This is a genomic window from Actinomyces howellii (assembly GCF_900637165.1).
GTDB lineage: Bacteria > Actinomycetota > Actinomycetes > Actinomycetales > Actinomycetaceae > Actinomyces > Actinomyces howellii.
On the sequence record NZ_LR134350.1, the window covers coordinates 2,062,138 to 2,088,458 of the forward strand.

A 26,321-nucleotide genomic window follows, 5' to 3' on the forward strand; every position below is an offset into this window, starting at 1 on the left:
ACGCATCACCCTCCTGTCACGGAAAGACCGTGACCGCCACAGACCAGAGGAGGTGGGTACCAAGCATGCGTCACTACGAGATCATGATCATTCTCGACCCCGAGACCGACGAGCGCACCGTCGCCAGCTCGCTCGAGAAGCTGCTGCAGGTCGTCCCCAGCAACGGGGGAACCGTCGACAAGGTCGACGTCTGGGGCAAGCGCCGTCTGGCCTACGACATCAAGAAGAAGTCCGAGGGCTTCTACGTCGTGGTCGACCTGACCACGACGCCCGCCATCGCCCAGGAGCTCGACCGCCAGCTCGGCCTTAACGAGACCGTCCTGCGCACCAAGATGCTGCGCCCTGACGCCTGAGTCCGAGCGACCGGAACGGAAGGACAAGCATGGCCGGTGACACGATCATCACGATCGTCGGGAACCTGACCGCCGACCCCGAGATGCGCTACACGCCCTCGGGTGCTGCGGTCACGTCCTTCACGATCGCCTCGACGCCGCGCACCTTCGACCGCGCCTCCGGGGAGTGGAAGGACGGGGAGACCCTGTTCATGCGCTGCTCGATCTGGCGCGAGGCCGCGGAGAACGTCTCGGAGTCCCTGACCAAGGGCATGCGGGTCATCGCCCAGGGTCGTCTCAACCAGCGCTCCTTCACCACCCGCGAGGGCGAGCAGCGCACCGTCGTGGAGATGCAGGTCGACGAGATCGGCCCCTCCCTGCGCTACGCCCGCGCCCAGGTCACCCGCATCGGTCGGGGCCAGGGTGGTCAGGGAGGCTTCGGCGGCCAGCAGGGCCAGGGCGGCTACAACGCCCAGGGCGGCCAGGGAGGCTTCCAGCCCCAGGGCGGTCAGGGCAGTTACAACGCCCAGGGTGGCCAGGGAGGCTTCGGCGGCCAGCAGGGCCAGGGCGGCTACAACGCGCCGGCCGGCGGCGCCGCTGACGACCCGTGGGCCACCGGCGGCACGACGTCCTTCGGTGACGAGCCCCCGTTCTGAGACTCGTCTCGCGCCGCGACGGTCGTCGGCGCTGCGCATCATCACATCATCTCGTCTGAGCGCCACCGGCGCTCGAAGCAAGGAGTACCACCATGGCGAAGCCTCAGCTTCGTAAGCCGAAGAAGAAGGTCGGCCCGGTCAAGGCCATCCGGGTCGGCACCATCGACTACAAGGACACCGCGACCCTGCGGAAGTTCATCTCCGACCGCGGCAAGATCCGCGCCCGCCGGGTCACCGGCGTCTCCGTCCAGGAGCAGCGCAAGATCGCCAAGGCCGTGAAGAACGCCCGTGAGATGGCGCTGCTGCCCTACTCGAGCTCCGCTCGCTGAACGGAGGCCACGGACATGACCACCAAGCTCATCCTCACGCACGACGTCACCAACCTCGGCTCTGCCGGCGAGGTCGTCGAGGTCAAGGACGGCTACGCCCGCAACTACCTCGTTCCCCGTAAGCTGGCCACGCCCTGGACGAAGGGCGCCCAGCGCCAGCTCGACCAGATGGCCGAGGCGCGTCGTCGCCGCTCGATCGAGTCCCTCGAGCAGGCCCAGGCCGCCCGGGCCTGGCTGGGGGACAACGTCGTGACCGTCACCGCGACCGCCGGCGCCAACGGACGCCTCTTCGGCGCCGTGACCACCGCCGACCTGGCTGCCGCGGTCAAGGACGCCGAGGGCCCGGTCGTCGACCGCCGCTCGATCGAGGTCAACCCTCCGATCAAGTCGGTCGGGCGTCACAGCGCCTCGGTGCGTCTGCACCCCGACGTCGTGGCGACCATCGAGGTCAACGTCGTCGCCGCTCGCTGAGCACTGTCCCTCGCGGGGGCGCTCCGGCGCCCCCGCGAGGTGCGTCCCCCCGGCCTGACCCCGCGAGGCGCCGGTCCACCTCTCTGCCGCGTTCGTACCTTGTGCCGCGAGTGCGCACGCTGTTGGTGCGCGCACGAGGCACAAGGTACGAACGCGCATATGGTCTGTGAGACCAGTGCCGCTCGGAAAGCCGCTCGGTACGTGCGCATGAGGGGCACAGAGTACGAATCCGTGGAGGACGGTGCTCCACAGGCGCCTGTCGTGCAGGGCGCGTCCACAGGGCTCGAGCCCTTCGCTCGCCTTGCCGCGGTCGCATCCCCCAGCCTGGTGGGCATGCAGACCACTCCCTGCCCGCCCGACCCGCCAGTCGTCCTTGTCTCGTCCCGGCCGCCCCGCGGCCTGGTGCACCCGGTACGGCTTCGTCGTGGCGTGTACGCCGACCTGCCTGCGTGCGACGACTCCTGGCGGGAGCGCCACGAGGTCTCCCTGGCGCGTTGCGTCGCGGCACTTCGCACCGTCCCCTCCGCCCGCGGGCTCAGCCACGAGTCGGCGGCGCTCGTTCACGGACTGTGGCTCCCGCACCCGGAGCCGGATGTGAGCCTTGTCGTCACCTCCAACCCGCACCGCTCGGCGCTCGTGCTGCCGGTCGTGGGCACCGGTCGGGCCGGGGTGCTTCTGCGTCGACGGCGCGTGCGTGTCCCGCAGGCACGATTCGTGACGGTCAACGGCCTTCCGGTCACTGACATCCTGCGGACGGCTGTCGACTGCGCCTTCGACCTGCCCGCCCGGGACTCGATCATGGTGCTCGACTCGGCCCTGCGCTGCCTGTGCCGGCCTGACCGGCGTCGGCGGGCTGAGGCTGAGGCGCGCTTCGCCGAGCTCCACGGGCAGTTGGTTGACGAGGTTGCCGCCCAGGGCGTGCGCGCCGGTGCGCGTCGGGCCCGGGCGGTCGCGGCGATGGCCTCGCCCTTCGCCGAGTCCCCGGGTGAGAGCAGGACCCGGTGGATCGCGGCGGCGACCGGTCTACCGGCCGCCGTGCTTCAGGAGCCGGTCGCCACCGCGGCGGGAGTGTTCTTCCCTGACCTCGCCTGGCCCCGATGGCGTGTTGCCGTCGAGTTCGACGGTCGACTCAAGTACACCGAGGAGTCTGACCTGTGGGCTGAGAAGCGCAGGCAGGACGCGCTCACTGCTGCAGGCTGGCGCCTGGTCAGAGTGGTGTGGGAGGACCTCGGGTCCCCGGCCGCACTGGGAAGCCGCCTGCTCGCGGCCTTCCCGGACGATGTCGCGCGGTCCTCGCAGCCGGTGCCCGAGCTGTGGGCCTAGATCGGTGGTCGCAGGCGGCGCTCGCAGTGCGCCGCCTGCGCAGTCGGTTACCGGGGCGAGACCGCCGGTTACCGGGGCGAGACCGCCCGCGCTGCCGGGGCCGGCCGCGCGCTACACCGGTTTCGTACCTTATGCCTCGAGAGCGGTCGATAAAGGTGCGCTCTCGAGGCATAAGGTACGAACGCGGCGGGTGCTGGGTGCGTAGGCGGTGCGCAGGGTACGAACGCGGCGGGTGCTGGGTGCGTAGGCGGTGCGTAGGGTACGAACGCGGCGGGTGCTGGGTGCGTAGGCGGTGCGTAGGGTACGAACGCGATGGGTGAGGTGGGGCGGGACGGGCGGGTGCTCAGGACGGACGGGGTGCGAAGGCCGCGAGGTGGCGGGTACGCAGGCCGGTCGTCGCGAGACGCGCCCCCATGAACACCCACCCGAAGGCGGCCCACAGCCACATGAGCGCGCCGGTGCCGGGCTCGGGCCAGCCCTGAGCGATGAGCGCGGTCAGAGGCAGGTAGGGCAGGAGCGTGACGACGCCCGCCCACGCCAGGTAGCGCCCGTCGCCCGCGCCCATGAGCACCCCGTCAAGAAGGAACACCGCTCCGGCCATGGGCATGGCGGTGCCCGCGATGAGCAGCGCGGGTGAGGCGGCCCCGACGACGGCGTGCTCCGGGCTGAAGAGCCGAGGGAGCCACGGGCTGAGAGCGGCCACCGCGGTGCCGAGGACCGCGCCGGAGGCGACGCCCCAGACCAGGCTGCGTCGCAGGACAGCGCGGACTTCTCCGACGCCCTCAGGATCCTCGGGGGGTGCGGTGCCGGTGGCCCCCGGCCCGGACCCGGTGCCGCCTGCGGCCCGGGCCTGTGCGGCTCCCAGGGCCCGCCCGATGAGTGCCTGCGCCGCGATCGCCAGGGCGTCGAGGGCGAAGGCTGTCAGGCCCCAGACGGCGGCCACGACCTGGTGCGCCGCCAGGGCGGTGGGCCCCAGAGAGGTGGCACTCCACACGGTGGCCAGGAGCGCCAGGCGCAGGGAGATCGTGCGCACGAGCAGGGGCAGGCCGGCGCCCAGGGAGGTCCCCAGGCCGGCGATCCGGGGCGCCACCGCGACCCCCTCACGCCGGGCCGCGTGAAGCACGGGCGCTCCCAGGGCGACCGCCATCGCCGTCTGAGACAGAGCGGTTCCCAGGCCCGAGCCGGCCACCCCCATCCCGAGGCCGTAGATGAGGACGGCGTTGAGCGCGACGTTGAGGACAGCTCCCGCGGTTGCCACGGCGAAGGGGGTGCGTGTGTCGAGCAGTCCCCTGAGCGTGCCGGTGGCGGCGAGGACGACGAGCATCCCCGGCAAACCACCGGCTGAGGCGCGCAGGTAGGCGACGGCGTTGACCGCCACCGCGTCCTGGGCGCCGAGAAGACCGGTCACCCGCGGGGCGCACGCCCCCAGGAGCGCGGCCGCCCCCAGGCCCAGGAGCAGGGCGAGCCACAGGCCGTCCACGCCCGCACGCAGGCCCGCGCGTCGGTCGCCCGCCCCGAAGAGCCGGGCGGTGGTCGCCGTGGTCGAGTAGGCCAGGAAGACGAAGAGGCCGACCAGCGTCGTGAGGACGGTGGAGGCCAGGGACAGCCCGGCCAGGCTGGCAGCCCCCAGGTGCCCGACCATGGCGGAGTCGACCAGGACGAAGACCGGCTCGGCGACGAGGGCCCCGAGCGCGGGCAGGGCAAGGGCCAGGATCTGTCTGTCGAGGGCGCCTGATGGGCGGCGCCCGACAGCCGTCATGGGCACGGCGACTCCGATCGGCGGGTCGTAGGGATGTCAGGACCTAGGGATCCTCTTATACCACACGTGACTCACTGAGAACCCTGTGGTCCCTGCAGGTGGAACGGGCGGGCGCTGGGCGCCGACGGTGAGTCTCATGTGGATAACAACTGAGCCCGACATCGAGGTCTTCCACAGAGTTTCCCACTTATCCACAGATTTGATCGCCCTTCGCCTCAGCATGTCGCCATGCGCCTGGGACCTGCGAGAATGCCCGCCATTCCGGGAATCCATCCTTGGCGTGACTTCCGTCTCCCCTCTGGTGTCCACCGCCGGACCCACCGAGGGGCAGCGCCGCGTCCCCAGCGCGCGCCGCCGCGTCCACAGGCTGCCCCGGGTTATCCACATGGGCGCCTCGCCTTCCGTTTGCCTCCGCCCGGGACGGTCGATAGCCTCGCGCGGGCACCGCTGGCAGGCGTGCGTCGGTGCGTCAGGAGGGACCCTTTGACCGACATCGACCACACCGGTGTGCCCGCCGGTCGCGGCGCCGAGCGGGACCGTGCGGCCGCCCGCTTCGACGGCGAGTTCGACCGGGTCCCGCCCCAGGACCTCGACGCCGAGATGGCGACCCTCGGTGGGATGCTCCTGAGCAAGGACGCGATCACCGACGTCATCGAGGTGCTGCGCGGCCCCGAGTTCTACAAGCCCGCGCACGAGTCGATCTTCGACGCCATCGTCGAGGTCTACAACCGCACCGAGCCGGCCGACCCGCTCATCGTCGCCGACGAGCTGGCCAAGCGGGGCGAGCTGGACAGGGTCGGTGGAGCCCCCTACCTGGCCAGCCTCATGGCGACGGTCCCGACGGCAGCCAACGCCGCCTACTACGCGCGCATCGTCAAGGAGAAGTCCCTCATGCGCGGCCTGGTCCAGGCGGGGACCCGCATCACCCAGCTGGGCTACTCCACCGACGCGGGGGACATCGCCGAGCTCGTCACCCTGGCGGAGGCCGAGGTCTACTCGGTGGCCCACCACGAGGGCCAAAAGGAGGACTACGTCAACGTCGGCGCGCTCCTCAACGAGGCCAACCTCGAGATCGAGGCGGGGCAGGCGCGAGACAGCGGGCAGATGACCGGTGTGCCCACGGGCTTCGTCGAGCTCGACGAGCTGACCGGAGGTCTCCACCCCGGGCAGATGATCATCGTCGCGGCGCGACCGGCCATGGGCAAGTCGACCCTGGCGGTCGACTTCTGCCGCTCGGCCTCGATCCACGCGCGCGGGCCGGACGGCAGGCCCATTCCCAGCTGCTACTTCTCCCTCGAGATGGGGCGCATGGAGCTCATGATGCGCATCCTGTCGGCGGAGTCGGGGGTCGACATGACGAAGCTGCGCGGTGGCAAGACGATGAACGAGCGCGACTGGGAGGACGTGGCCCGCGCCTACAACCCGGTGTCGGAGGCGCCCCTGTACATCGATGACTCCCCGAACCTCACGATGCCCGAGATCCGCTCCAAGGCCCTGAGGCTCAAGCAGCAGCACGGCCTGGGCCTCATGGTCATCGACTACCTCCAGCTCATGAGCTCGGGCAAGCGGGTCGAGTCGCGCCAGCAGGAGGTCTCGGAGTTCTCCCGGTCCCTCAAGCTCCTGGCCAAGGAGATCGAGATCCCGGTGATCGCGGTGGCCCAGCTCAACCGTGGTCCCGAGCAGCGCACCGGCAACAAGCCGCAGATGTCGGACCTGCGCGAGTCCGGATCGCTGGAGCAGGACGCCGACATCATCATGCTGCTCCACCGCCCGGAGTACTACCAGCCCGAGGAGCGCCCGGGCGAGGCCGACATCATCGTGGCCAAGCACCGTAACGGCCAGACCAAGGTCATCCCGGTAGCCTTCCAGGGGCACCTGTCGCGCTTCGCCAACATGGCCCGTGACATGGGTGGCGAGCCCGCCTACGAGTGACCCCCGCACCCCGAGATCGGGACAAGTGAGGTGGTTTCAGGGGGTGAGTGCAATGGGTGGTGCTTGGGAGAGGGGCTGGTTGTGGTGCGTGGGGTGTGGCCTGGTGTGGTTCGCGATGGTGTGCGGGAGCTGATCGAGTCGGGTTGGTTGGCTCGCGAGGCGGGGGCTTGTTTCTCGGTGCCTCAGTCCACGGTGTCGGACTGGTGCAGGCTGTGGGGTATGAGGATGCGGCACGGGGCCAGGGAGGGCGGGATGGTCGGGACGACCAGGCCTGCTGGGCGTGGTCGGGGCGGGTCGGGGGACGGGTTCGAGGTGATGGTCCGGGGTACCGGGCACGGCAGGCGTCTGGGGGCTCAGGGGCGCGGCGCGATCGCTGCGGGCCTGGCCAGGGGTGATTCCCTGGCCTCGATCGCCCGGTTCCTGGGGGTGGCTGTCTCCACGGTCAGCCGCGAGGTCGCTGCCGGCGGGGGCCGGCAGGCCTACGACCCCCAGGCCCGCCACGCCCAGGCCCGGGCCGCCAGGGCACGGCCCAAGGCGCGTGTGCTGGACTCCAACGACCAGCTGCGGGCCCTGGTGGTCCAGGGCCTGAGACAGCGGTGGTCGCCCCAGCAGATCAGCCGCCGTCTGGCTGCGGACCACCCCGAGCGCGATGATCTTCGTGTGAGCCACGAGACGATCTACCAGTCCCTGTACGTCCAGGGCCGAGGGACGCTGCGCGCCGAGCTGGGCCGTCACTACAGGCTGCGCACCGGGCGGAGTCGGCGCGTGCCACGCTCGGCCCTGGCCGGGCCCCTGGCCTCCAGGCCCTGGCTGGCCGACGCGCGTATCAGCACCCGCCCGGCCCAGGTCGCCGACCGGGCCGTGCCAGGCCACTGGGAGGGCGACCTGGTCATGGGCGCGGGCAACCGCACCGCGATGATCACCCTGGTCGAACGCACCACCCGCCTGGTCCTGATCGCCCCGCTGCTGACCGACCACACCGCCACCACCGTGGCCACGGTGCTGGAGACCATGATCAAGGGCCTGCCCCGCTCCATGGCCCGGTCCCTGACCTGGGACCAGGGCGGCGAGATGGCCCAGGTCGCCCGCTTCAGGACCGCCACCAACCTCGAGGTGTACTTCTGCGACCCCCACAGCCCCTGGCAACGAGGAACCAACGAGAACACCAACGGCCTGATCCGCGAGTTCTTCCCCAAAGGCACCGACCTGTCGACCTACCCCCTCCACGCCTTCGAACAGGCCCAGCACCTCCTCAACACCCGCCCCCGCCAGACCCTAGACTGGGCCACACCCGCAGAAGCCTTCAACAGGCTCCTGCAGAAAACAGAACACGACACCACCATTGCACTCACCACCTGAAACCACCTGACACCTCGAGATCGGGACAAGTGACACCTCGAGATCGGGAGAAATGACACCTCGAGATCGGGACAAGTGACACCTCGAGATCGCCGCATCCGGGACGTCGTCCTGTCAGGACCCGACGACGTCCCGACAACGCCCTGCCCGCCCGCGGGCGCCCCTACTCGACGTCCTGCGCGGACAGGTCGATCTCGCGCAGCGGTGTCAGCCGGGATCCGCGGACGAGCTTGAAGCCCAGCCACAGCGCCACCGTGATGGGCAGCCCGACGTAGGCCACGAGCAGGCCGTACCAGGTGAATCCGGACAGGGCCAGGTTGACGCCCTGCCCGATGATGACCAGGACGAAGACGACGAGGGCGAACCAGGTGCCCACCGGGAAGAGCTTGGCCCGGTAGGGCAGGTCCGCGACCGTGCGCCCCTGCGCCTTCCAGGCGGCGCGGAAGCGAAGGTGAGCCAGGCACACCCCCACCCACACGATGAAACCGGTCAGGCCGGTGGCGTTGTAGAACCAGGTGTAGGCCACCGAGTCGCCCACGAGGCTGGACAGGAAGCCGAGCATCGAGATCCCGACCGTGGCGAGCACGCCCCACACCGGCACCCCGGAGCGCGAGACCCGGGCGAAGACCCGCGGGGCCCGTCCCGATCCGGCCATGGAGTACAGGAGTCGGGACCCGACGTAGAGCGTGGAGTTGCCGGCCGAGAGCACCGAGGTGAGCACGACGGCGTTCATGAAGGCGGCCGCGATGGCCAGTCCGGCCCGCTCGAAGACGAGGGTGAAGGGGCTGGCCGCGATGTTCTCCTCGGAGGCCTGGAGCAGGTTGGGGTCGGTGTAGGCCACGAGCGTCGCCACGACCGCGATCGCCCCGACGTAGAAGATCATGATCCGCAGGAACACCGAGTTGATGGCCCGGGGCATCGTCGTGCGGGGTTTCTCCGCCTCACCGGCCGCCACGGCGGCCGACTCCACGCCGATGAAGGAGAACCCGGCGACCATGAGCACCGAGGTCGTCCCGGCCCATCCGCCCACGAAGGGCGCCTCGCCGGTGGTCCAGTTCCCCAGGCCGCCCTCGTGGCCGCCCATGATGCCGACGATCATCGCCACGCCCAGGATGAGGAAGACGATGATCGTGATGACCTTGATGCCTGCGAACCAGAACTCGGACTCCCCGAAGATCCGGGCGGAGAAGAGGTTGAGGGACAGGATGATCCCCAGGAACAGGGCGCTCCACAGCAGGGAGGGGGAGCCGGGGAACCAGTACTTCATGATGATCGAGGAGGCGACCAGCTCAACGGCGATCGTCATGGCGCACGAGTACCAGTACATCCAGCCCACCGTGAACCCGAGCGCCGGCTCGACGTACTCCCCGGTGTAGGTCTCGAAGGCCCCGGCCACCGGCCGGTGGGTGACCATCTCTCCCAGCGCCCCCATCATGAAGAAGATCGCCAGGCCGATGACGCCGTAGCTGAGCAGCGCGCCACCCGGCCCTGCGTCGGCGATCGACACGCCCGTACCGACGAACAGACCGGTGCCGATCGCTCCGCCGATCGCGATGAGGTTGACGTGACGGGTGCGCAGCCGGCGCTGGAGGGAGCCGGCCTGGGGGGCGGTTGCGGTGTGGGGGTGTCCACTCATGGGGACCTCCGTCGTCGTGGGGTCGGGCCCCCGCATCGTTGCGGCGGCCCGAGATGCGGCAGGAGAGCCGCAGCGGATAGAGTCCTAGCATAACGGCGCGATCACGTCGCGATACGTCCCAGGAACTGGAGTCACCCATGGAGATCACGGAGACCACGGAGGTCACCAAGGCCCTCGTCCGTCGTCCGAGCCCCCGCCTCGCCGAGGGCCTCGTCACCCACATCGAGCGCAGCGAGATCGACCTTGATCTGGCTCAGCGTCAGTGGCAGGACTACGTCGACGCGCTCCACTCCCAGGGCTGGGAGACGATCGAGGTCGAGCCCGCCCCCGACTGCCCCGACTCGGTGTTCGTCGAGGACGCGGTCGTCGTCTACGGCCGCACCGCCGTCATCACCCGCCCGGGAGCCGACGCCCGCAAGCCCGAGACCGTCGGTGCCGAGAAGGCTGTCGCCGCGCTGGGCTACGACGTCAAGCGCATCGAGGCCCCCGGCACGCTCGACGGCGGTGACGTCCTCAAGTTCGGCGGCACCGTGTGGGTCGGCCTGGGAGGCCGCACCAACGAGGAGGGCGTGCGCCAGCTGCGCGAGCACCTGGCCGCTGAGGGCGCCGAGACGATCGGGGTCCCCCTCACCAAGGTCCTGCACCTGAAGTCGGCCGTCACCGCCCTGCCCGACGGCACCGTCGTCGGTTACGAGCCGCTTGTGGACGACCCGAGCGTGTGGGACTCCTTCCTGGCCGTGCCCGAGGAGTCCGGGGCCCACGTCGTCCTCCTGGGGGGCGACCGGATCCTCATGGCCGCCGACGCCCCCCGCTCCGCCGAGCTGTTCCGCTCCCGGGGCTACACGGTCACGACGGTCGACATCTCCGAGTACGAGAAGCTCGAGGGCTGCGTGACCTGCCTGTCCGTCCGCCTGCGGGGCTGCCCCTCCTGAGACCGCGGTCCTCGACGACGGCGCCGGCGCCCCCACGGCAGGGAGCGTCGGCGCCGTCGTCATCCTCGGGACGAGGCGGGGCGAGGGGTGAGGGCGGCCTGCGGGCGGGCGGCCGGTGCGGCGTTGAGTGAGTCGACCAGGGCACGTCTGGACAACGGCCCGCGGGCTGGTGGTCGGTGAGACGTCGCGGCCCTCCGCGCCCGGCCCGGTTGGGTGGTCCGGCGCGGCTCGCCCTCAGCCCCGGTAGCGACCCTGGTAGACGCAGTCGAAGGGGGCTGCCCCGTGCATGCGGTGCTCGATGGAGGACACGACGACGTCCTTGGCGGTGACCGCGGCCGCGCGCGGGTCGGCCCCCTTGGCGAGCTCGGCCGTGATGGCGGCTGCCAGGGTGCACCCGGCGCCTGAGACGCGCTCGCGGCCGACGGCCGGGACCTCGAGGACCTGTGCGGTGCCGTCGTCGTAGACGTCGAGGGCCGTGTCGGTGCCCAGGAGCGTCCCGGCCTTGGCCACGACGACGGGGACTCCCTGGTCGTGGATGGCGCGGGCGGCCGCCGTGAGGCCCTCGACGTCCTCGATCGGCCCGAGGCCGGAGAGGACCTCGCTCTCGAAGAGGTTCGGGGTGGCCACGGTGGCGTGGGGCAGGACGAGCTCGCGCAGCGCGTTGTCGATGTCGAGGGCGGCACCGGGCTCCTGGCCCTTGCAGATGAGGACGGGGTCGACCACGACGTGGGGGAAGTCGTACTCGCCCAGGGCCCTGGCCACCGTCTCGATGGTGGGGACGGTGCCGAGCATGCCGATCTTGACGGCGTCGACGCGGCCGTGCACGGCCACCGCCGCCTCGATCTGGTCGTGGATGACCTGCGGGTCGACGGGCACGAAGCGGTGGCCCCAGTCGTTGGCGGGGTCGAAGGAGACGATGCAGGTCAGTGCGGTGCAGCCGAAGACCCCGAGCTGGTGGAAGGTCTTGAGGTCGGTCTGGGCGCCGGCGCCGCCGGAGGCCTCGGAGCCGGCGATGGTCAGGACGATCGGAGGGGAGTCGCTCATGGCGCCTAGCCTGCACCAGGAGGGTGGTCGGTGCACGCGACGCCCGACGGGCGGGCCGGGCGGGACGGGCGGGCCGGGGCAGGCCGGGGCAGGATCGGCCCCCGTTCCGGGGTCATCGTGCCCCTCCGGCCAGCCCGCGCGCCGGTGGTCGGGCTGCCTGTCACCGAGGTGGTCGCAGACATGCTCCGGCCCGCCCGCGCGCCGGTGGTCGGGTTGGCTGTCCGGAGTCGCTCTGCTGGCTCCCGGCCCGCCCGCCGGTGGTCGCTCAGGCTGAGGCGACCGTGAACCGCCTGCCCCGGTGGGCGTCGCGCTCGGCCTCGTCGAGCAGGGCCAGGGCGAGGTCGGCGGCCGACAGGCTCTCGCCCACGGGGCTGTCCTGACCGAGCACGTAGGCGCCGGATGAGTCCTCGGCGGGGAAGAAGGGCGCGGGTGACACAAGGGTCCAGGCCAGGTCGTCTCCTGCGGCCCGGAAGAGGTCGAGGACCTCGGTGAAGGCGCGCGCCTCGGCGCGGTAGGCCTCGGGGAAGTCCGGGTGGTCGACGAGGCGCACCCCCTGGGCGTCGATGAGGGACCCGGCTCCGCCGACGACGATGAGTCGGCCGGTGGGGCGTGCGCTGATGAGGGCGGAGAAGGCCTCGACCGTCGGCTGGACGGGCCCGCCCGTGCGGTCGGGGGACACGGCGATGATGGTGGCGTTGGCCGCGTTGACCAGGGCGAGGACCGCCTCGGTGTCGGCCAGGTCGACGACGACGTCGGCCGCAGCGCCCTCGGCGTGGCGGCCTGAGCGGGTGGCGGAGGTGACGGTGTGGCCCCGACGGGCGGCCTCGGCGACGGCGGCCGATCCGGCGGCGCCGGTCCCGCCGATGACGGTGATGTTCATGATCTCTCCTCACGGTGTCCGGGCGATGCGGTAGCCTCGCCGACAACCCGACGATATGATTGAGAAACTAAGTACCTCAAGGTAACTAAGGAGTGTGCTGTGTCACGGAGAGCTGGTTCCCCGAGTGCTGAGACGTCGACAGCGGCGCCCGTTGAGGCGCCCGGCCCGGGGGTCCCCGGGCCGGATCCTGGTGCCGGGGCGCGAGTGCCCGGTACCGAGCGCCCTGTCGCTGGAGCCGGGCGTGCGAGCGCCCCGGGCCCCTCGACCGCTCCGGTCCAGCCGGTTCACTCCTTCGACGTCCTGTCCCCGGCCTGCCCGTCGCGCACGGTCCTGCGGCATCTCGTCGACCGCTGGACCCCCCTGGTCGTCACCGTGCTCGCGCGCGGGCCGCGGCGTTTCAGCGAGCTGCGGCGCGAGGTGGGTGGCGTGACCGCGAAGGTCCTGACCGAGACGCTGCGCTCCATGGAGCGCGACGGTCTTGTCAGGCGTGAGCAGACCTTCGGGGTCCCTCCGAGGGTGGACTACTCCCTGACTCCTCTGGGCTCCGGTCTCATCGAGCCGATCGCCGTCCTGCGCGCCTGGGTGGAGGAGCACGCCGAGGAGGTCCTGGCCCACCGCGAGGCGCACGACCGAGCCTGACCGGGCCCGATCGTGCGTCACCGGGCCTGATGGGGCGTCATTGGTCGCAGACCCCGATCGGCTGGGAGTGGCGGGTCGTGCGGACGCTCGTGGGGTCGCACCTCGCGAGGTGAGGTCGCAGGTCGGGCATGCGACCTCACCTCGAAAGAGTCGACGTCACGGCCTGGGGAACGACCTCACGCACCACAGGGCGACCTCGTCGGTCGCAGGTGGTGCCGGAACAGGAAGGCGGGCGCGCCTCGTCGGAGATCGGCCTCTCGAAGGGCTGCCAATCGATGGTCTCTTCAGCGACCATAGGACCATGAGCGCCCCCAAGCACGCCGCCGCCGGCCCCGCACTGCCCGCCTCGGCCCCCACCTGGTCCGCCTTCGCCGCCGAGGTGCCGGCCGAGGTGCGCGACGCCGTCGACGACGTCCTGGACGCATCCGGCATCGACGCCGTCAGCCGGGAGATCCTCACCTCCCGCATCGAGCGCTGGTACCCCGACCTCATCGACGGGCTCATCACCCTCTACGGCGAGCCGCTCGCCACGACGACCGCCACCTCCTTGCTCGTCGAGGCCGCCGGCGCCTACCTCGAGCGGGATCCCGAGCTACGCAGCCTCGACCTGGCCCGCACCCTGGACCCCCTGTGGATCCAGTCCCCGGGACGGATCGGGTACGCCGGCTACACCGAGCGCTTCGCCGGGGACCTGCGCGGGGTGGAGGAGCGCATCCCCTACCTGCGCGAGCTCGGGGTCACCTACCTCCACCTCATGCCGCTGCTCACCCCGCGGCCCGGGGACTCCGACGGCGGCTACGCGGTGGCCGACTACCGCTCCGTGCATCCCGACCTGGGTGACATGGACGACCTCGCGCACCTGACCGGTGAGCTGCGCAAGGAGGGGATGAGCCTCGTCGTCGACCTCGTTCTCAACCACGTGGCCGCCGAGCACGAGTGGGCCCGGCGGGCCCGTGCCGGCGAGCAGCGCTACCGGGACTACTTCTTCATCTTCCCCGACCGCACCGAGCCCGACGAGTACGAGCGCACGCTGCCCGAGATCTTCCCCGACTTCGCCCCGGGGAACTTCACCTGGGACGAGGAGGCCGGCGGCTGGGTGTGGACGACCTTCAACTCCTTCCAGTGGGACCTCAACTGGCGCAACCCGCAGGTGCTCGAGGAGTACGTCTCCATCGTCCTCAACCTCGCCAACAAGGGTGTCGAGGTGCTGCGCCTGGACGCGATCGCCTTCACGATCAAGCGCAAGGGGACCGACTGCCAGGGTCAGCCCGAGGTCAACGCCATCACCGAGGTGCTGCGAGCCGTCACGCGTATCGCCAGCCCCGCCGTCGTCCTCAAGGCCGAGGCGATCGTGGCACCCACCGAGCTTCTCCAGTACCTGGGTCAGGGCCGTTACACCGGCAAGGTCTCCGACCTGGCCTACCACAACTCCCTCATGGTCCAGATCTGGTCGATGCTGGCCACGCGCACCGTGACCCTGGCCGTGCACGCGCTGAGCAACCTGCCGGTCGAGCCCGCCAGCGGCACGTGGATCACCTACATCCGGTGCCATGACGACATCGGCTGGGCCATCGACGACGCCGACGCCGGGGCCGTGGGGCTCAACGGGTACTGGCACCGGCTGTTCCTGTCCGACTGGTACCGCGGGGTCTACCCCGCCTCCGACGCCCGCGGCCTGGTCTTCCAGTACAACCCGGTCACCAACGACCGCCGCATCGCCGGGACCGCCGCCTCCCTGATCGGCATCGAGTCGGCTGCCGAGGCGGTCGAGGGCATCGACGAGCGCACCCCCGCCTGGCGCGAGGAGGAGCTGCGCACGTGGCTGGAGGAGCGCTTCAACGCCCTGCGACTGGCCAATGCAATCATCTACGGCTGGGGAGGGGTGCCGGTCATCTGGAGCGGCGACGAGCTCGGTCAGTTCAACGACCCGAACTGGGACACCGAGCCCGGGCACGAGGCCGACTCCCGGTGGGCCGGACGCCCGGTCCTCGACGAGGCGCGGGTGGCCAACCGCCACGACCGCTCGACGGTTGAGGGCAGGGTCTTCACCGACCTCGCGCACCTGGGGCGGGTCCGGGCCGGGCTGCCGCAGCTGAGCGCGGAGGTGCGCACCGAGGTCGCCCCGGTCGACGACGACGGCGTGCTCGTCACCTTCCGCGACCACCCGCGCGGCAGCTTCGTCGGGGTGTACAACGTGACACCGGACTGGAGGTCGGTGCCCGCCTGGCTCCTGGCCGAGTACGGAGTCCTCGGCGCCGTCGACGTCCTGACCGACACGGTCCCGGCAGGTTCGACGACGCTCGAGGGCGCCGGGGACGGCAGGGTCCCCGTGCCGCCGTACGCCGCCTGGTGGCTCGTGCGCGCCACCGACTGAGCCGGTCGGGTGCGCGCTTCAGCACGCGCACTCGTGCACGTGACGTGCATCATGGGCTCATGAGTGTGCACGACCATGCCCCGAGCGTGCCGGGAACCGGTGGCGCCGCCCGGAAGGCCCGGGGCTCACGCCTGACGGTGCTGCCGACCCCAGAGGCGGTGCCGGTCGCCGCCGACGGCCCTGACACGACCCTCGTGCCCACGGCCCTGGACTCCGCCACGCCGGCCGCGCTTCTCGCCGGGGAGTTCACCGCCGCGCGGGCCTCCCGGCCGCTGAGCGTCTTCGACATCATGCGCGTGGGGATCGGTCCATCATCCTCGCACACTGTCGGTCCGATGCGCGCCGGGCGGTCCTTCGCCGCCGAGCTCGCCGGGGTGCTCGACGCCTCCCTGCGCGTGGGCTCGGGTGCGCACAACCTGCGGGAGGGCTGCACCGAGCCGGTGGCGCGGCTGACCGTCGACCTCTTCGGTTCCTTGGGCGCGACCGGCCGGGGTCACGCCACCGACCGCGCCGTCGTCATGGGGCTGGCCGGATACGAGCCCGAGACGGTGCCCACCGAGGTCTGTCAGGGCCTGGTCGAGCAGGTCAGAGCCTCCGGCGTGCTCGTCGTCGACGGGGTGGCCCCCGTGCCCTTCAACGCCGACTCCGACATCACCTTCCTGCCCGGACGCGTCCTGCCCTACCACCCCAACGCCCTGACGATCACCGCCTCCTGCGCAGCCGGAGGGCAGATCCTGGGCCGCACCTACTACTCGGTGGGGGGAGGCTTCGTCATGGACGACGTCGGTGAGCCCGGGACGCCCTCGATCCGGGCGTTGTCGGCGGCCACGACCACCGAGGTGCACGCCACCCCCGCCCCCTTCCCCTTCTCGACCGGCGCGGCGCTGCTCGCGGTGTGCGAGCGCGAGGGGCTGCGGGTCTCCGACGTCGTGCTGGCCAACGAGGTCTCCGCGCGGCCCGAGGAGGAGGTCCGCGCCTACCTCGACAAACTTCGTGACACTATGTCGTCATGTATCGCCGCGGGACTGGAGGCCGACGGCGTCCTGCCCGGTGGCCTCGGTGTCCGGCGCCGTGCCCGGGCCCTCCACGAGCGGCTCACCGCGCAGGCCACGGGACCGATGCGCGCCTTCGCCATGGCCGACCCCCTGCGCGGGATGGACTGGGTAGACCTCTACGCCCTGGCCGTCAACGAGGAGAACGCCGCCGGCCGTCGGGTCGTCACGGCCCCGACCAACGGCGCGGCGGGGATCGTCCCGGCTGTCCTGGCCTACTACGAGGGCTTCATCCCGGGGGCCGACGACGACGGCGTCCACCGCTTCCTCCTGGCCGCCACCGCCGTGGGGGCGCTCATCAAGACCAACGCCTCGATCGCCGGGGCGGAGGTGGGTTGCCAGGGGGAGGTCGGATCGGCCTCGTCGATGGCGGCGGCCGGACTGGCCGAGGCGCTCGGGGGAACTCCCGCCCAGGTGGAGAACGCCGCCGAGATCGCGATGGAGCACTGCCTGGGCCTGACCTGCGACCCGGTGGGCGGCCTCGTGCAGATCCCGTGCATCGAGCGCAACGCGGTCGCCGCGGTCAAGGCCATCAACGCCGCCCGCATGGCGCTGTGGGGCCAGGGGCGCCACGCCGTCAGCCTCGACACGGTCATCGAGACGATGCGACAGACCGGGGAGGACATGCTCGCCAAGTACAAGGAGACCTCGCGCGGGGGGCTGGCCGTCAACGTCGTCGAGTGCTGAGGGGAGCGACGTCGACGGCGCAGGAGGCGCACGGGAGACACGGGCCGGAGGACCGGGACGGAGCCGGGTTCGCGTCGTAGGCCGACGGCATACTGGGGGCATGGATGGGTCCCGGGCTCTGTCGACGCCACAGGCATACAGCATCGCTGCACTGCGCACGCTTGTGCGTTCCGGACGCATCCGCATTCCGCAGTTCCAGCGATCCTTCCGGTGGGAGCACCGTGATGTCATCAGCCTGATCGACTCCGTCCTCAGGGGCTACCCCATCGGCAGCCTCCTGCTGTGGCAGCGCGAGGCCGAGGCTGACGACCTGCTGATCGGCGCGCTGCGGCTGCGGGCTGAGGCTCGCACGGACGCCCTGTGGGTGGTGGACGGCCAGCAGCGCATCACGAGCCTCGTCAACGTCGTCGACCCGGTGGCGGGGGCCAATCCCCCCTTCGCGGTCGGATACTCCCTGAAGGACCGCGAGGTGGTGCCCCTGCGTTCCAACAGCCAGGCGCTGGTCATCCCACTGCCCGACCTCTTCGACTTCTCCCGGGCCCTGGCTTGGCTGAGCGACAACCCCGACGCATCGGAGCACGCCGCCCACATCCAGGAGGTGGCCGGCAGGCTCAATACCGCCTCCGTTCCCGCCACGGTCATGGAGGAAGCCGACGAGGAGGTCCTGCGTGAGGTCTTCGACCGGATCAACAACCGGGGAAGGCTGCTGAGCAGCGCGGAGATCTTCAACGCCATCCACACTCGTCCGGCTATGGGGCTCACGACGTCGCTCATCGCCGCCCACATCGACGACGCCACATCATTCGGGGTCCTGGCGGACAAGATCATCGTGCAGGCGATCCTCGTGCGCCGTCATCCGGACATCTCCCGTGAGGCAAAGGAGATCCAGGCGGAGTTCAGCGACTCGTGGCGGACGGTGACTGATTTCCCGGAGGAGACCGAGCAGGAGGCCCTCGAGGGTGCCCAGTCGGCTCTCATCAAGGCCGTTCGCTTTCTACAGCAGCGCTGCAGCGTGCCACATGCGGCCCTGCTCTCGTTCCGTTTCCAGCTTCTGATTTCTACGCGGTTCTTCGCACTGTTTCCTGATCCGGATCAGCGGAACCTCGAGCTGCTCTCCCGGTGGCTGTGGAGGACGAGTGCGGGGGCGGACCAACTCAGGATCAGCGGCTCGCAGGCAGACCTCCGTGCCATGGCTTCCTGCCTCGTCGCCGGAGAGGAATCGGACTCCGTGCAGCGTCTTCTCGCGCGAGCCAAACTGCCCGACAGCCCGCGCTCCCCGGACCTCTCGGTGTTCCGTGCCACCCGGTCGGACAGCAAGCTCATCCTGGCCGCGCAGTGGAACCGCGGACCCGTGGATGTGAGGACCGGGGAGCCGATCACGGTTGAGCAGCTGCGCGAGCACCTCGATGGAGAGATGACGCCGAGCGCGGTGGTCGCCGACCTCGTCCCCGTGGCCGAGCTCGAGCAGGGAGCCCCCATTGCCGCGGCCAAGGTCTTCGCTGTCGTGGACCAGCGCGAGGTCATGGCGGGATTGCCGGAGCTGGGCGATGGGGCGCTCAGCTCGCTGCTTCTCAACCGAGATGTCGTTGCGCTGATGCAGGACAACAGGTTTATCGAGGCCGTCGAGGCTCGCGCCCGGATGCTGAACAGCTACCTCGAGGACTTCATCGCCGCCAGGACCGCCTGGGACCAGGAGGACACCCCGCCGCTGACCGACTACGTCGTCGGCGATCCCGAGGTCGGAGCATGAACGAAGTGGTCTACGCGGTGCTTCTCCACGGCGAGCACGTGGGATCCCTCCAGCACCGAGGGCGCTTCACGAAGCTTGTCTTCGACGCCGACTACTGGGACCGCCCCCACCGGATGGTCCTGGGGCGGTGGTTCGAGGACCACCCGCGCGAGCAGCCGCACGCGACGAACCGGGTTCCGGCCTGGTTCTCCAACCTCCTGCCCGAGGGGAGGCTGCGTGCCCTCATCGCTCGGGAGCAGGAGGTGTCGGAGCACCGCGAGATGGAACTGCTTGAGCGGATCGGCCGCGACCTGCCGGGGGCGGTGTCCGTCGTCCCGGACCCTGACCAGAGGGTCGAGGCCGGATTCGACGACGCGCTTGCCTCCCCGGAGCGGGATCCCGCATCCGCCCGGGGCCCGCGCCGGGCCTCCCTGGCAGGGATGGCACTCAAGTTCTCCATGAGCCGTCAGGGAGATCGCCTCGTCGTCCCCGCCCACGACGAGGACGGGGACTGGATCCTCAAGACGCCGGACCAGTCCTACCCTGGTCTGCCCGCCAATGAGCTCGCCGTCATGAGCCTGGCCCGCCGGGTCGGAATCGACGTGCCCGAGGCCAGCCTGTGGGACCGTGACAGCGTCGATGACCTCGGTCCCGGCGCCTGGCCCTCCCGGGAGACGGATGCCTACGCCGTGCGCCGCTTCGACCGCTCACCGGCCGGACGCGTCCACATCGAGGACTTCGCGCAGGTCCTCGGGCGCGTCGGTGCTGAGGATGGCAAGTACCGGTCCAATGTCGAGACGGTCCTCGGCCTGGCCTACCGCGGACAGGACCACGACTCACTCCAGGAGGCAGTGCGCAGGACCGTCTTCAACCTGCTCGTCGGCAACGGCGACGCCCACCTGAAGAACTGGTCCCTCATCTACCCCGACGGCCGCCGTGCCCGGCTCTCACCCGCCTACGACCTCGTGTGCACCGCCGCCTACCCCGAGTTGCCTGAGCTGCTCGGCCTGCCGTTCCTCGGCTCTCAGCGCCTCGATGAGGTGGGACGCGAGCACTTCGAGCGGGTTGAGCACCATCTGGGTGTCGGGCGCGAGGACGTGCGTGACGTCCTCGATGAGACAGTCGAGAGCTTCCGGTCGGTGTGGGAGGACCATGACGCCCCCGACCGGGTGCGCCGGTGGGTCGATGCGCACCTCGAGTCCACCACGGCCCGCCTGACCCGACCCGCGGCGGCACCCTGAGCAGGCAGGGACCCGAGCGCTCGGGTGGCGGCCGGTGCGGCGACGCTCGTCAAGCGTGTTGTCGTGGCCTCGGCAGGACACGGTGCGCCATGGGATCGAAGATCCGCGTTCGTGTCTCAACCCTGCCCTAACGTGGCAGCCGGACCGCGGAGGTCCACCAAACAGGCACCGAGGAGTGAGTGACGATGCTCGCCTACCGCAGCACCTTCAACGTCAAGGAACCAGTGGACACGGCCGTCCCGAAGATCCAGCGGGTCATGATCGAGTGGGCCGAGCGCAAGCACCGCAAGCGCCTGGGGCTAGGTGGTCTTGACGAGCTCCATCCCGGTGACAGGCTGCGTCCTGCTGATGGTCTCGAGTTCTTCCTCGTCGACTCCGTGGAGGACAGGTCGGGGGAACGGATCTTCGGTTTCGTCGTGATCGAGGGCGTGGGTGAGGACAAGTGGACCAGTCAGGTCATGGTCGCAGGTCGCCAAAGGCGGTCGGAGCCCGCCCGGGTGAGTGTCGAGATCGACGCACCACCCTCGGACAAGGACCGGCTGCGCCCCAGGGACGCAGGTGTACCGCGCTTCGTGCGCACGATGCTCGACAGTTTCGAGTGCGAGGACAACGGCATCGTCCTGGCCAGCTGTCCTCAGGTTCTGGGGCTCGAGGGGGTAGCGTCACTGCTTGATGAGATCCAGGAGGACGACCACCACGGGCTGGTCCTCGTGGCTGGCACATCGGGCAGCCTGCCCCTGCAGCCGTGGGTGGAGTTCCTGAAGGAGGAGATCACCGCCGACACCGTGGGCCAAGCGGCCACCTACGTCCTGGACGCAGAGGCCACCAGCGCCTTCAATGAGCGTGTCTCGGATCTCCACGAGGTGCGCGAGGGGTCGCTGCGCACCTTCCTGCCAGGCGTTCGGATCAACGATCCCGACGACGCTGCGCGCCACCGATTCCTCACGGCGCAGAGTCTCGCGGATGACTACCTGCGACGGCGAGCCAAGCTCGTGATGACTAGGCGCTCGCGCGCCTTCACCAATGTTCGTGCCCTCGACCGCCGGACACGCCGCTGTCTCGCGCTTCTTGGTCAGCACCTCGACGCGATCGAGTTCAAGAAGGATCCGACCCAGGAGTCGACTCCGGTCACACCTCTCGAGGGACTGCCCGTGATCGAGGCAGCCGGCGAAGGCAGCGTCGAGCGGTCCGTGCCCGCCCGCCCCTTGTCCGCTGCTCAGACGGCCGCCGTCGAGCAGGAGCGCAGGCGGGTCGTGGCGCTGACGACGGCCCTTGCGGTGCGTGAGGACTCACTCCGCGCCGCCCGGGACGAGCTCGTCCAGGTGCGCCACGAGGCAGATCTCTTCCGCAAGCGGGTTGACGCGGAGCTCAAGGACCTTGTCGACGAGCGCGACAGCCTCGCCGCAGAGCGGGACGAGCTCGACCTCAACCTCGCGGTGGCTCTGGAGGAGAAGGGGCAGGCCCTGACCCTGGCTCAGCGCCACGGCGCCGAGGTCGAGCGGCTGCGCCGCTGCCTCGAGGTCCTGGGCCGCGGGGCCGAGGCCTGGAAGGGTGAGGAGAGTACCCCCGCTCCGACATCGCCGGAGGACTGGCCGGCTTTGGCGGAGTGGGCGCAGGACGGACGACTGGCTCAGGCACTGCCTCTCGTCGACTTCACCTGCGACTGGGAGTGTGCGATCGACCTGGACGACCAGAACGAGTTCTCATGGTTCGCCAAGACCTGGGACATCCTGCGAGCCCTCAACGACTACGCCCGTGCCCGGAAGGACGAGTCCGTGCCGGTACACAACCTGTACGACTACCTGAGCCAGCCCCCTGAAGGCTTCCACTCCGTGCCGCGCTCCCGGTACAAGCCGACTGAGTCCGAGACCGTGGCCAACCGCGAGCGCTACCGACGGGAACGGGTCCTGCCCGTCCCTGAGCAGGTACCTGACCGGAACGATCAAGGCCGGATCTACATGGATAAGCACTTCGTCATCGCCCAGTCAGGCACGGTCTCCCCCCGGCTCTACCTCCACGACGCCACTGGCGTGCCGGGGTACGGGAAGGTCGTTGTCGGCTACATCGGGCGCCACCTCGCCAACAGCCAGACGAACTAAGGCGGGCGGGGCGGGCCGCAGCAGGTGGCCGCCGGCCCGACCGTGGTTTTGCGATACACCAAAGCCGTGGCACGATCTCCCCGTGACCGCAACGACGCAGCCCAGCACCGGTGGCACCCCCACCTCCGACCTCTGTGACGCACCGTCGGCCCGTCCCCGGCCGTGGTGGGCCGACGCCGTCGTCTACCAGATCTACCCCCGCTCCTTCGCCGACGCCGACGGCAACGGGATCGGCGACCTGGCGGGCATCCTGAGCCGAGTGCCCTACCTGCGCGCACTGGGCGTCGACGCCGTGTGGCTCTCACCCTTCTACCCCTCAGCCCTGGCCGACGGCGGCTACGACGTCGACGACTTCCGCGCCGTCGCCCCGCAGATCGGGACCATCGAGGAGTTCGACGAGCTCGTCGCCGCGCTCCACGACGCGGGCATCCGGGTCATGGTCGACATCGTCCCCAACCACTCCTCCAACCGCCACGCCTGGTTCCGCGCCGCCGTGGCCGGCGGTCCGGATGCCCCGGAGCGGAGCCTCTACCACGTGCGGCCCGGCGCCGGGGAGCACGGCGAGCTCCCCCCCAACGACTGGCGATCCATCTTCGGGGGCAGCGCCTGGGAGCGCATCGATGACCGTGACGCCGACGGCGCCCCCCTGACCGGACCCGGTACCTCCCGGCCCTACCAGTGGTACCTCCACGTCTTCGCCCCCGAGCAGCCCGACCTCAACTGGGACCACGCCCAGGTGCGCGAGGACCTGCTCACGACCCTGCGCTTCTGGTGCGACCACGGCGTCGACGGCTTCCGTGTCGACGTCGCCCTGGGCATGGCCAAGGACCTGTCCGAGCCCTACCGCCCCTTCTCCGAGATCCCCTGGTGGCCGCTGCCCGAGGACGGGTCCCACCCGCTCATGGACCGCGACGAGGTCCACGAGATCTACGCCGCCTGGCGGGAGGTCCTCGACTCCTACGACCCGCCGCGCTTCGCCGTGGCCGAGGCCGGGGTCGCCCCCTCACGCCGACCCGCCTACGCGGCCAGCGTCGGCCAGGCCTTCAACTTCCAGATGCAGGACGCCGACTTCACGAGCCGGTCCTACGCCTGGGCCATCGAGGCGGGCCTGGCCGACGAGGCCGAGTGCGGCTCGACGACCTGGGTGCTGGGCTGCCACGACGCCTCCCGGGTGGCCTCACGCTACGGCTTCGACCTCTCCGAGGACCGCCCCGACCAGGACGGGCCGCAGGGACAGGACGCCGCCTACGACCCGGGCGGCCAGGGCGTCCCCGCGGGGGTCCAGCTGCGCATGGCCCGCCAGTGGATCCTGTCCGACGGAGCCGCGCCCCACAACGACGCCGCCCTCGGCGAGCGCCGGGCGCGGGCCGCCGCGCTGGTCGTCATGGCGCTGCCCGGCGGCCTCTACGTCTACCAGGGCGACGAGCTGGGCCTGCCCGAGGTCCCCGACATCCCCGAGGACCGGCTCGCAGACCCCATCGCCCGGCGCAACCGGGGAGTCGACAAGGGGCGCGACGGCTGCCGTGTCCCCCTGCCCTGGGCGAGGCAGGGATCGTCCTTCGGCTTCGGCCCCGAGGGCGCCGAGCCGCCCTACCTGCCCCAGCCCGCCGGGTGGGGTGCGCACAGCGTCGAGACGCAGGAGGCGGAGCCCGGCTCGACCCTGCTCCTGTACCGCGAGGGCCTGCGGCTGCGTCGCGAGCTGTGGGGGGCGGCCAACCGCGAGCCCCTGCGCTGGGTGCGGCGGGACGAGGAGGTCCTGGCCTTCGCCCGCGGGGACCTCCAGTGCTGGACGGCCTTCGGTAACGACGTCGAGCTGCCCGCCGGCGAGGTGCTCCTGGCCAGTGCCGAGCCCCTGCGGCACCTCGACCCCAGCGGCCGGCAGGTCGTGGTCCTGCCCCGGGACGCCACCGCCTGGCTGCGGCCCACCGTCTGACACTGCCGGCCGCCCCGCGGACAACGGGGCGGCCGGCAGTCGAGCCGGATGCGCTCGGGCGTCCCTGGCCCGGGGTCAGCCTCGGGGGTCGGTTCCGGGGTCAGCCCTGCTGCGGCGGCTGGCCGCCACCCATGGCGCCACCCATGCCCCCGGAGGACAGGGCGGACGCGGTCCCGGTGGCCGACCCGCCGGAGGTGGTCTCGACGGTGTACTCCGTGCCCTCGGTCAGGCCGAGGACCGTCATGTAGTCGGCCGAGATGATGCTCGTCAGCTCCCAGCTGTCGCCGTCGGCGCTCGTCACCGTGATCGTGTCCCCCGCCGAGACCGAGGGGTCACCGGTCACGCCCACGAGAGTGGTCTCGCCGTTGGCGTCGATGGCGCCGTCCATGGAGCCGGTCGAGCCGCCGACGACCACCTGGCCCCCGGTGACGAAGGCCGACCCGTTGGAGTCGATGCCGTCAGAGGCGGCGTAGTCGATCTGCACCGCCCCGCCCGAGATCGTGAGCACCGAGCCGTCGTCGGACTCGGAGTCCGCGCTCTCGTAGCCCTCGATGGTGAAGTCGCCGTTGGAGGCGTTGATGCCGTCGTCGCCCGAGGTCACCGACAGCTCGCCGCCGCCGATGTTGACGAAGGCCGCCTGGAGACCCTCCTCGGCGGTGTCGAGCACCACCGTGCCCGAGTCCTGGGTGTAGGACACCCCCGCGTTGATCCCCTTGGGGGAGGCGGTCGTGTCCGAGGTGTCCTCGGTCGCGGCCTGCTGGCCGGGGCCCGACTCCTCGGCGGGGACGGCGTTGACCTGGCCGCCGCCGGCGGTCACCGTCAGGGTCGTGTCCTCAACGGTCACGTCGGTGACGGCCGCCACACCGTCGTCACCGGCGGTGATGGTGACCGAGGCCTGCCCGAGGGCGACGAAGCCCTGCGTCTCGTCGGTGTCCTCGCTGGCCTTGAGGCCGTCACCGCCGGCGGTGACCGTCAGGGTCCCGCCGTTGACCACGAGGTAGTCCTTGCCGCGGATTCCGTCGTCGGCGGCGTCGACCGTGATCGTGGGGTCGCCGACGATGGCCAGCCCGTTCTTCGAGGAGATCGCGTCGTTGGAGCTGCCGGTGACGTCGAGCGAGCCGGTGCCCGCGATGGTGAGGGTGTCGGAGGAGAAGAGCGTCGCCGTGGCGGCCTCCTCGCTCGTGTCGGCGTAGGTGGCGCCGTCGGCCAGCGTGTTCGTGCTGCCCTCGGCCAGGACGAGCACGGCGGTGCCGGCGTCCTGGATGTCGACGGCGGGGCCGTCGGCGTTCGTGATCGACACGTTCTCCGCGACGAGGCGCACCTCGGCGTCGGGGGCGTTGACGATGACCTCGCCGTCGTCGAGGGTCCCGGTCAGCACGAAGGTGCCCGCCCCGGTGATCGTCACGGTGGTCCCGTCGACGCTCACGGCGTCGGCGTTGGTGCCCGAGACCTCGACCGAGTCTCCCGAGGCGGTGATGGTCGTGGCCGAGGAGGAGTCGTAGGTGCCGGCGGTGTCCTCCTCGGTGGCCGCCGAGACGGCCTCAGAGGTGTCGGCGTTGGCGGCCAGGACCTCCGCGGCGCTCGCACCGGTGGAGGCCTCGGCGACCGAGGAGGAGATCGAGGTCCATGCGGTTGCGCTCGTCTCCTCCGACGAGCTTGTCGTGTCGGTGCTCGTGCTCGCCGTCCCGGAGGTGGAGGTCGTGGAGGCAGTCGAGCTCGTCGAGGTCGATGAGGTCGACGAGCCGGAGGCGGAGTCGGCCGAGGGCGACAGGGACGAGCCGCAGGCGGCGACGAGAGCGATCGAGGCCAGGGCGGCCATGGCGCCGGAGGCGCGGCGGGCGGTGGTGCCCTTGAGCGGGTTCTTCATGTGTCTGTTCTCCTTGGTTGGCGGGCCGTGGCCCGTCTGCGGTCTGG

General features: G+C 70.8%; 20 protein-coding genes. 15 read left to right on the plus strand and 5 right to left on the minus strand.

Translation table 11 applies throughout. The features are described 5' to 3' along the window. Nucleotides 1–65: 65 nt before the first annotated feature. From rpsF to EL245_RS08685, 5 genes are all read left to right on the plus strand, one after another. Nucleotides 66–353 carry a 30S ribosomal protein S6 gene (gene rpsF, locus EL245_RS08665; protein WP_126382779.1) on the plus strand — a complete coding sequence of 96 codons (288 nt, stop codon included), beginning with the start codon at nucleotides 66–68 and terminating at the stop codon, nucleotides 351–353. Between the two features lie 29 nt (nucleotides 354–382). After that, nucleotides 383–988: a single-stranded DNA-binding protein gene (locus EL245_RS08670; RefSeq protein WP_126382780.1), complete on the plus strand. Its 606-nt coding sequence runs from the start codon at nucleotides 383–385 to the stop codon at nucleotides 986–988. Between the two features lie 92 nt (nucleotides 989–1,080). Beyond that, complete coding sequence (rpsR, locus tag EL245_RS08675; RefSeq protein ID WP_126382781.1) at nucleotides 1,081–1,317, plus strand: 30S ribosomal protein S18; 237 nt, start codon at nucleotides 1,081–1,083, stop codon at nucleotides 1,315–1,317. Nucleotides 1,318–1,332: 15 nt separating this feature from the next. Beyond that, nucleotides 1,333–1,788: a 50S ribosomal protein L9 gene (rplI, locus tag EL245_RS08680; protein ID WP_126382782.1), complete on the plus strand. Its 456-nt coding sequence runs from the start codon at nucleotides 1,333–1,335 to the stop codon at nucleotides 1,786–1,788. Between the two features lie 429 nt (nucleotides 1,789–2,217). Further along, nucleotides 2,218–3,111, plus strand: coding sequence for a hypothetical protein (locus EL245_RS08685; protein WP_232009696.1), 894 nt, complete (start codon nucleotides 2,218–2,220; stop codon nucleotides 3,109–3,111). Nucleotides 3,112–3,454: 343 nt separating this feature from the next. Here EL245_RS08685 and EL245_RS08690 read toward each other — a convergent pair whose 3' ends face one another. Next, nucleotides 3,455–4,870, minus strand: coding sequence for an MATE family efflux transporter (locus EL245_RS08690; RefSeq protein ID WP_126384274.1), 1,416 nt, complete (start codon nucleotides 4,868–4,870; stop codon nucleotides 3,455–3,457). Nucleotides 4,871–5,353: 483 nt separating this feature from the next. On the opposite strand from EL245_RS08690, the gene dnaB reads away from it, so the two are divergent. Beyond that, nucleotides 5,354–6,802 carry a replicative DNA helicase gene (gene dnaB / locus EL245_RS08695; RefSeq protein WP_408608366.1) on the plus strand — a complete coding sequence of 483 codons (1,449 nt, stop codon included), beginning with the start codon at nucleotides 5,354–5,356 and terminating at the stop codon, nucleotides 6,800–6,802. A 315-nt stretch (nucleotides 6,803–7,117) separates the two neighbouring features. Further along, complete coding sequence (locus tag EL245_RS08700; protein ID WP_164719463.1) at nucleotides 7,118–8,161, plus strand: IS30 family transposase; 1,044 nt, start codon at nucleotides 7,118–7,120, stop codon at nucleotides 8,159–8,161. A gap of 163 nt (nucleotides 8,162–8,324) precedes the next feature. Here the strand turns inward: EL245_RS08700 and EL245_RS08705 are convergent, their stop codons facing one another. Then, nucleotides 8,325–9,797 carry an amino acid permease gene (locus EL245_RS08705; RefSeq protein ID WP_197719399.1) on the minus strand — a complete coding sequence of 491 codons (1,473 nt, stop codon included), beginning with the start codon at nucleotides 9,795–9,797 and terminating at the stop codon, nucleotides 8,325–8,327. 125 nt (nucleotides 9,798–9,922) lie between these two features. Here EL245_RS08705 and ddaH point away from each other — a divergent pair, with 125 nt between their 5' ends. Next, nucleotides 9,923–10,729, plus strand: coding sequence for a dimethylargininase (gene ddaH / locus EL245_RS08710; protein ID WP_331852827.1), 807 nt, complete (start codon nucleotides 9,923–9,925; stop codon nucleotides 10,727–10,729). 234 nt (nucleotides 10,730–10,963) lie between these two features. On the opposite strand, the gene EL245_RS08715 is transcribed toward ddaH, so the two are convergent. Together EL245_RS08715 and EL245_RS08720 are read right to left on the minus strand one after the other, a co-directional pair. Further along, on the minus strand, nucleotides 10,964–11,773 hold the full coding sequence (locus tag EL245_RS08715; RefSeq protein ID WP_126382786.1) for a hydroxymethylpyrimidine/phosphomethylpyrimidine kinase: 810 nt from the start codon (nucleotides 11,771–11,773) through the stop codon (nucleotides 10,964–10,966). 265 nt (nucleotides 11,774–12,038) lie between these two features. Further along, nucleotides 12,039–12,653, minus strand: a complete 615-nt coding sequence (locus EL245_RS08720) for an NAD(P)-dependent oxidoreductase (RefSeq protein WP_126382787.1) — start codon at nucleotides 12,651–12,653, stop codon at nucleotides 12,039–12,041. Between the two features lie 99 nt (nucleotides 12,654–12,752). On the opposite strand from EL245_RS08720, the gene EL245_RS08725 reads away from it, so the two are divergent. The 7 genes from EL245_RS08725 to EL245_RS08755 all read left to right on the plus strand — a co-directional run bounded on the left by EL245_RS08725 (nucleotide 12,753) and on the right by EL245_RS08755 (nucleotide 24,407). Continuing rightward, complete coding sequence (locus EL245_RS08725) at nucleotides 12,753–13,292, plus strand: winged helix-turn-helix transcriptional regulator (protein ID WP_232009698.1); 540 nt, start codon at nucleotides 12,753–12,755, stop codon at nucleotides 13,290–13,292. Between the two features lie 301 nt (nucleotides 13,293–13,593). Continuing rightward, nucleotides 13,594–15,666, plus strand: a complete 2,073-nt coding sequence (locus tag EL245_RS08730) for an alpha-amylase family protein (RefSeq protein WP_126382788.1) — start codon at nucleotides 13,594–13,596, stop codon at nucleotides 15,664–15,666. Nucleotides 15,667–15,725: 59 nt separating this feature from the next. Next, complete coding sequence (locus EL245_RS08735) at nucleotides 15,726–17,405, plus strand: L-serine ammonia-lyase (RefSeq protein WP_126382789.1); 1,680 nt, start codon at nucleotides 15,726–15,728, stop codon at nucleotides 17,403–17,405. Between the two features lie 100 nt (nucleotides 17,406–17,505). Beyond that, nucleotides 17,506–19,155 carry a DUF262 domain-containing protein gene (locus EL245_RS08740; RefSeq protein WP_126382790.1) on the plus strand — a complete coding sequence of 550 codons (1,650 nt, stop codon included), beginning with the start codon at nucleotides 17,506–17,508 and terminating at the stop codon, nucleotides 19,153–19,155. After that, a complete protein-coding gene (locus EL245_RS08745) occupies nucleotides 19,152–20,375 on the plus strand; it encodes a type II toxin-antitoxin system HipA family toxin (RefSeq protein ID WP_126382791.1) in 1,224 nt (407 codons plus the stop codon). Before EL245_RS08740 ends, EL245_RS08745 begins: the two co-directional genes overlap by 4 nt. 185 nt (nucleotides 20,376–20,560) lie before the next feature. After that, the gene (locus tag EL245_RS08750) at nucleotides 20,561–22,474 is read left to right on the plus strand and encodes a hypothetical protein (RefSeq protein WP_126382792.1); all 1,914 of its coding nucleotides are present in this window, start codon (nucleotides 20,561–20,563) and stop codon (nucleotides 22,472–22,474) included. Between the two features lie 82 nt (nucleotides 22,475–22,556). Then, nucleotides 22,557–24,407, plus strand: a complete 1,851-nt coding sequence (locus EL245_RS08755; RefSeq protein WP_126382793.1) for a glycoside hydrolase family 13 protein — start codon at nucleotides 22,557–22,559, stop codon at nucleotides 24,405–24,407. A gap of 100 nt (nucleotides 24,408–24,507) precedes the next feature. Here EL245_RS08755 and EL245_RS08760 read toward each other — a convergent pair whose 3' ends face one another. Then, complete coding sequence (locus EL245_RS08760) at nucleotides 24,508–26,274, minus strand: carbohydrate-binding domain-containing protein (protein WP_126382794.1); 1,767 nt, start codon at nucleotides 26,272–26,274, stop codon at nucleotides 24,508–24,510. Nucleotides 26,275–26,321: the final 47 nt, after the last annotated feature.

Excerpts from the sequence above, each read along its gene's own strand:
- EL245_RS08745 (WP_126382791.1), top strand. The coding sequence starts at position 19,152 with ATGAACGAAGTGGTCTACGCGGTGCTTCTCCACGGCGAGCACGTGGGA.
- EL245_RS08720 (WP_126382787.1), bottom strand. The coding sequence starts at position 12,653 with ATGAACATCACCGTCATCGGCGGGACCGGCGCCGCCGGATCGGCCGCC.
- EL245_RS08730 (WP_126382788.1), top strand. The coding sequence starts at position 13,594 with ATGAGCGCCCCCAAGCACGCCGCCGCCGGCCCCGCACTGCCCGCCTCG.
- EL245_RS08690 (WP_126384274.1), bottom strand. The coding sequence starts at position 4,870 with ATGACGGCTGTCGGGCGCCGCCCATCAGGCGCCCTCGACAGACAGATC.
- EL245_RS08760 (WP_126382794.1), bottom strand. The coding sequence starts at position 26,274 with ATGAAGAACCCGCTCAAGGGCACCACCGCCCGCCGCGCCTCCGGCGCC.
- rplI (WP_126382782.1), top strand. The coding sequence starts at position 1,333 with ATGACCACCAAGCTCATCCTCACGCACGACGTCACCAACCTCGGCTCT.
- EL245_RS08735 (WP_126382789.1), top strand. The coding sequence starts at position 15,726 with ATGAGTGTGCACGACCATGCCCCGAGCGTGCCGGGAACCGGTGGCGCC.
- EL245_RS08670 (WP_126382780.1), top strand. The coding sequence starts at position 383 with ATGGCCGGTGACACGATCATCACGATCGTCGGGAACCTGACCGCCGAC.
- rpsR (WP_126382781.1), top strand. The coding sequence starts at position 1,081 with ATGGCGAAGCCTCAGCTTCGTAAGCCGAAGAAGAAGGTCGGCCCGGTC.
- EL245_RS08700 (WP_164719463.1), top strand. The coding sequence starts at position 7,118 with ATGGTCCGGGGTACCGGGCACGGCAGGCGTCTGGGGGCTCAGGGGCGC.
- EL245_RS08740 (WP_126382790.1), top strand. The coding sequence starts at position 17,506 with ATGGATGGGTCCCGGGCTCTGTCGACGCCACAGGCATACAGCATCGCT.
- EL245_RS08705 (WP_197719399.1), bottom strand. The coding sequence starts at position 9,797 with ATGAGTGGACACCCCCACACCGCAACCGCCCCCCAGGCCGGCTCCCTC.
- EL245_RS08750 (WP_126382792.1), top strand. The coding sequence starts at position 20,561 with ATGCTCGCCTACCGCAGCACCTTCAACGTCAAGGAACCAGTGGACACG.
- EL245_RS08715 (WP_126382786.1), bottom strand. The coding sequence starts at position 11,773 with ATGAGCGACTCCCCTCCGATCGTCCTGACCATCGCCGGCTCCGAGGCC.
- rpsF (WP_126382779.1), top strand. The coding sequence starts at position 66 with ATGCGTCACTACGAGATCATGATCATTCTCGACCCCGAGACCGACGAG.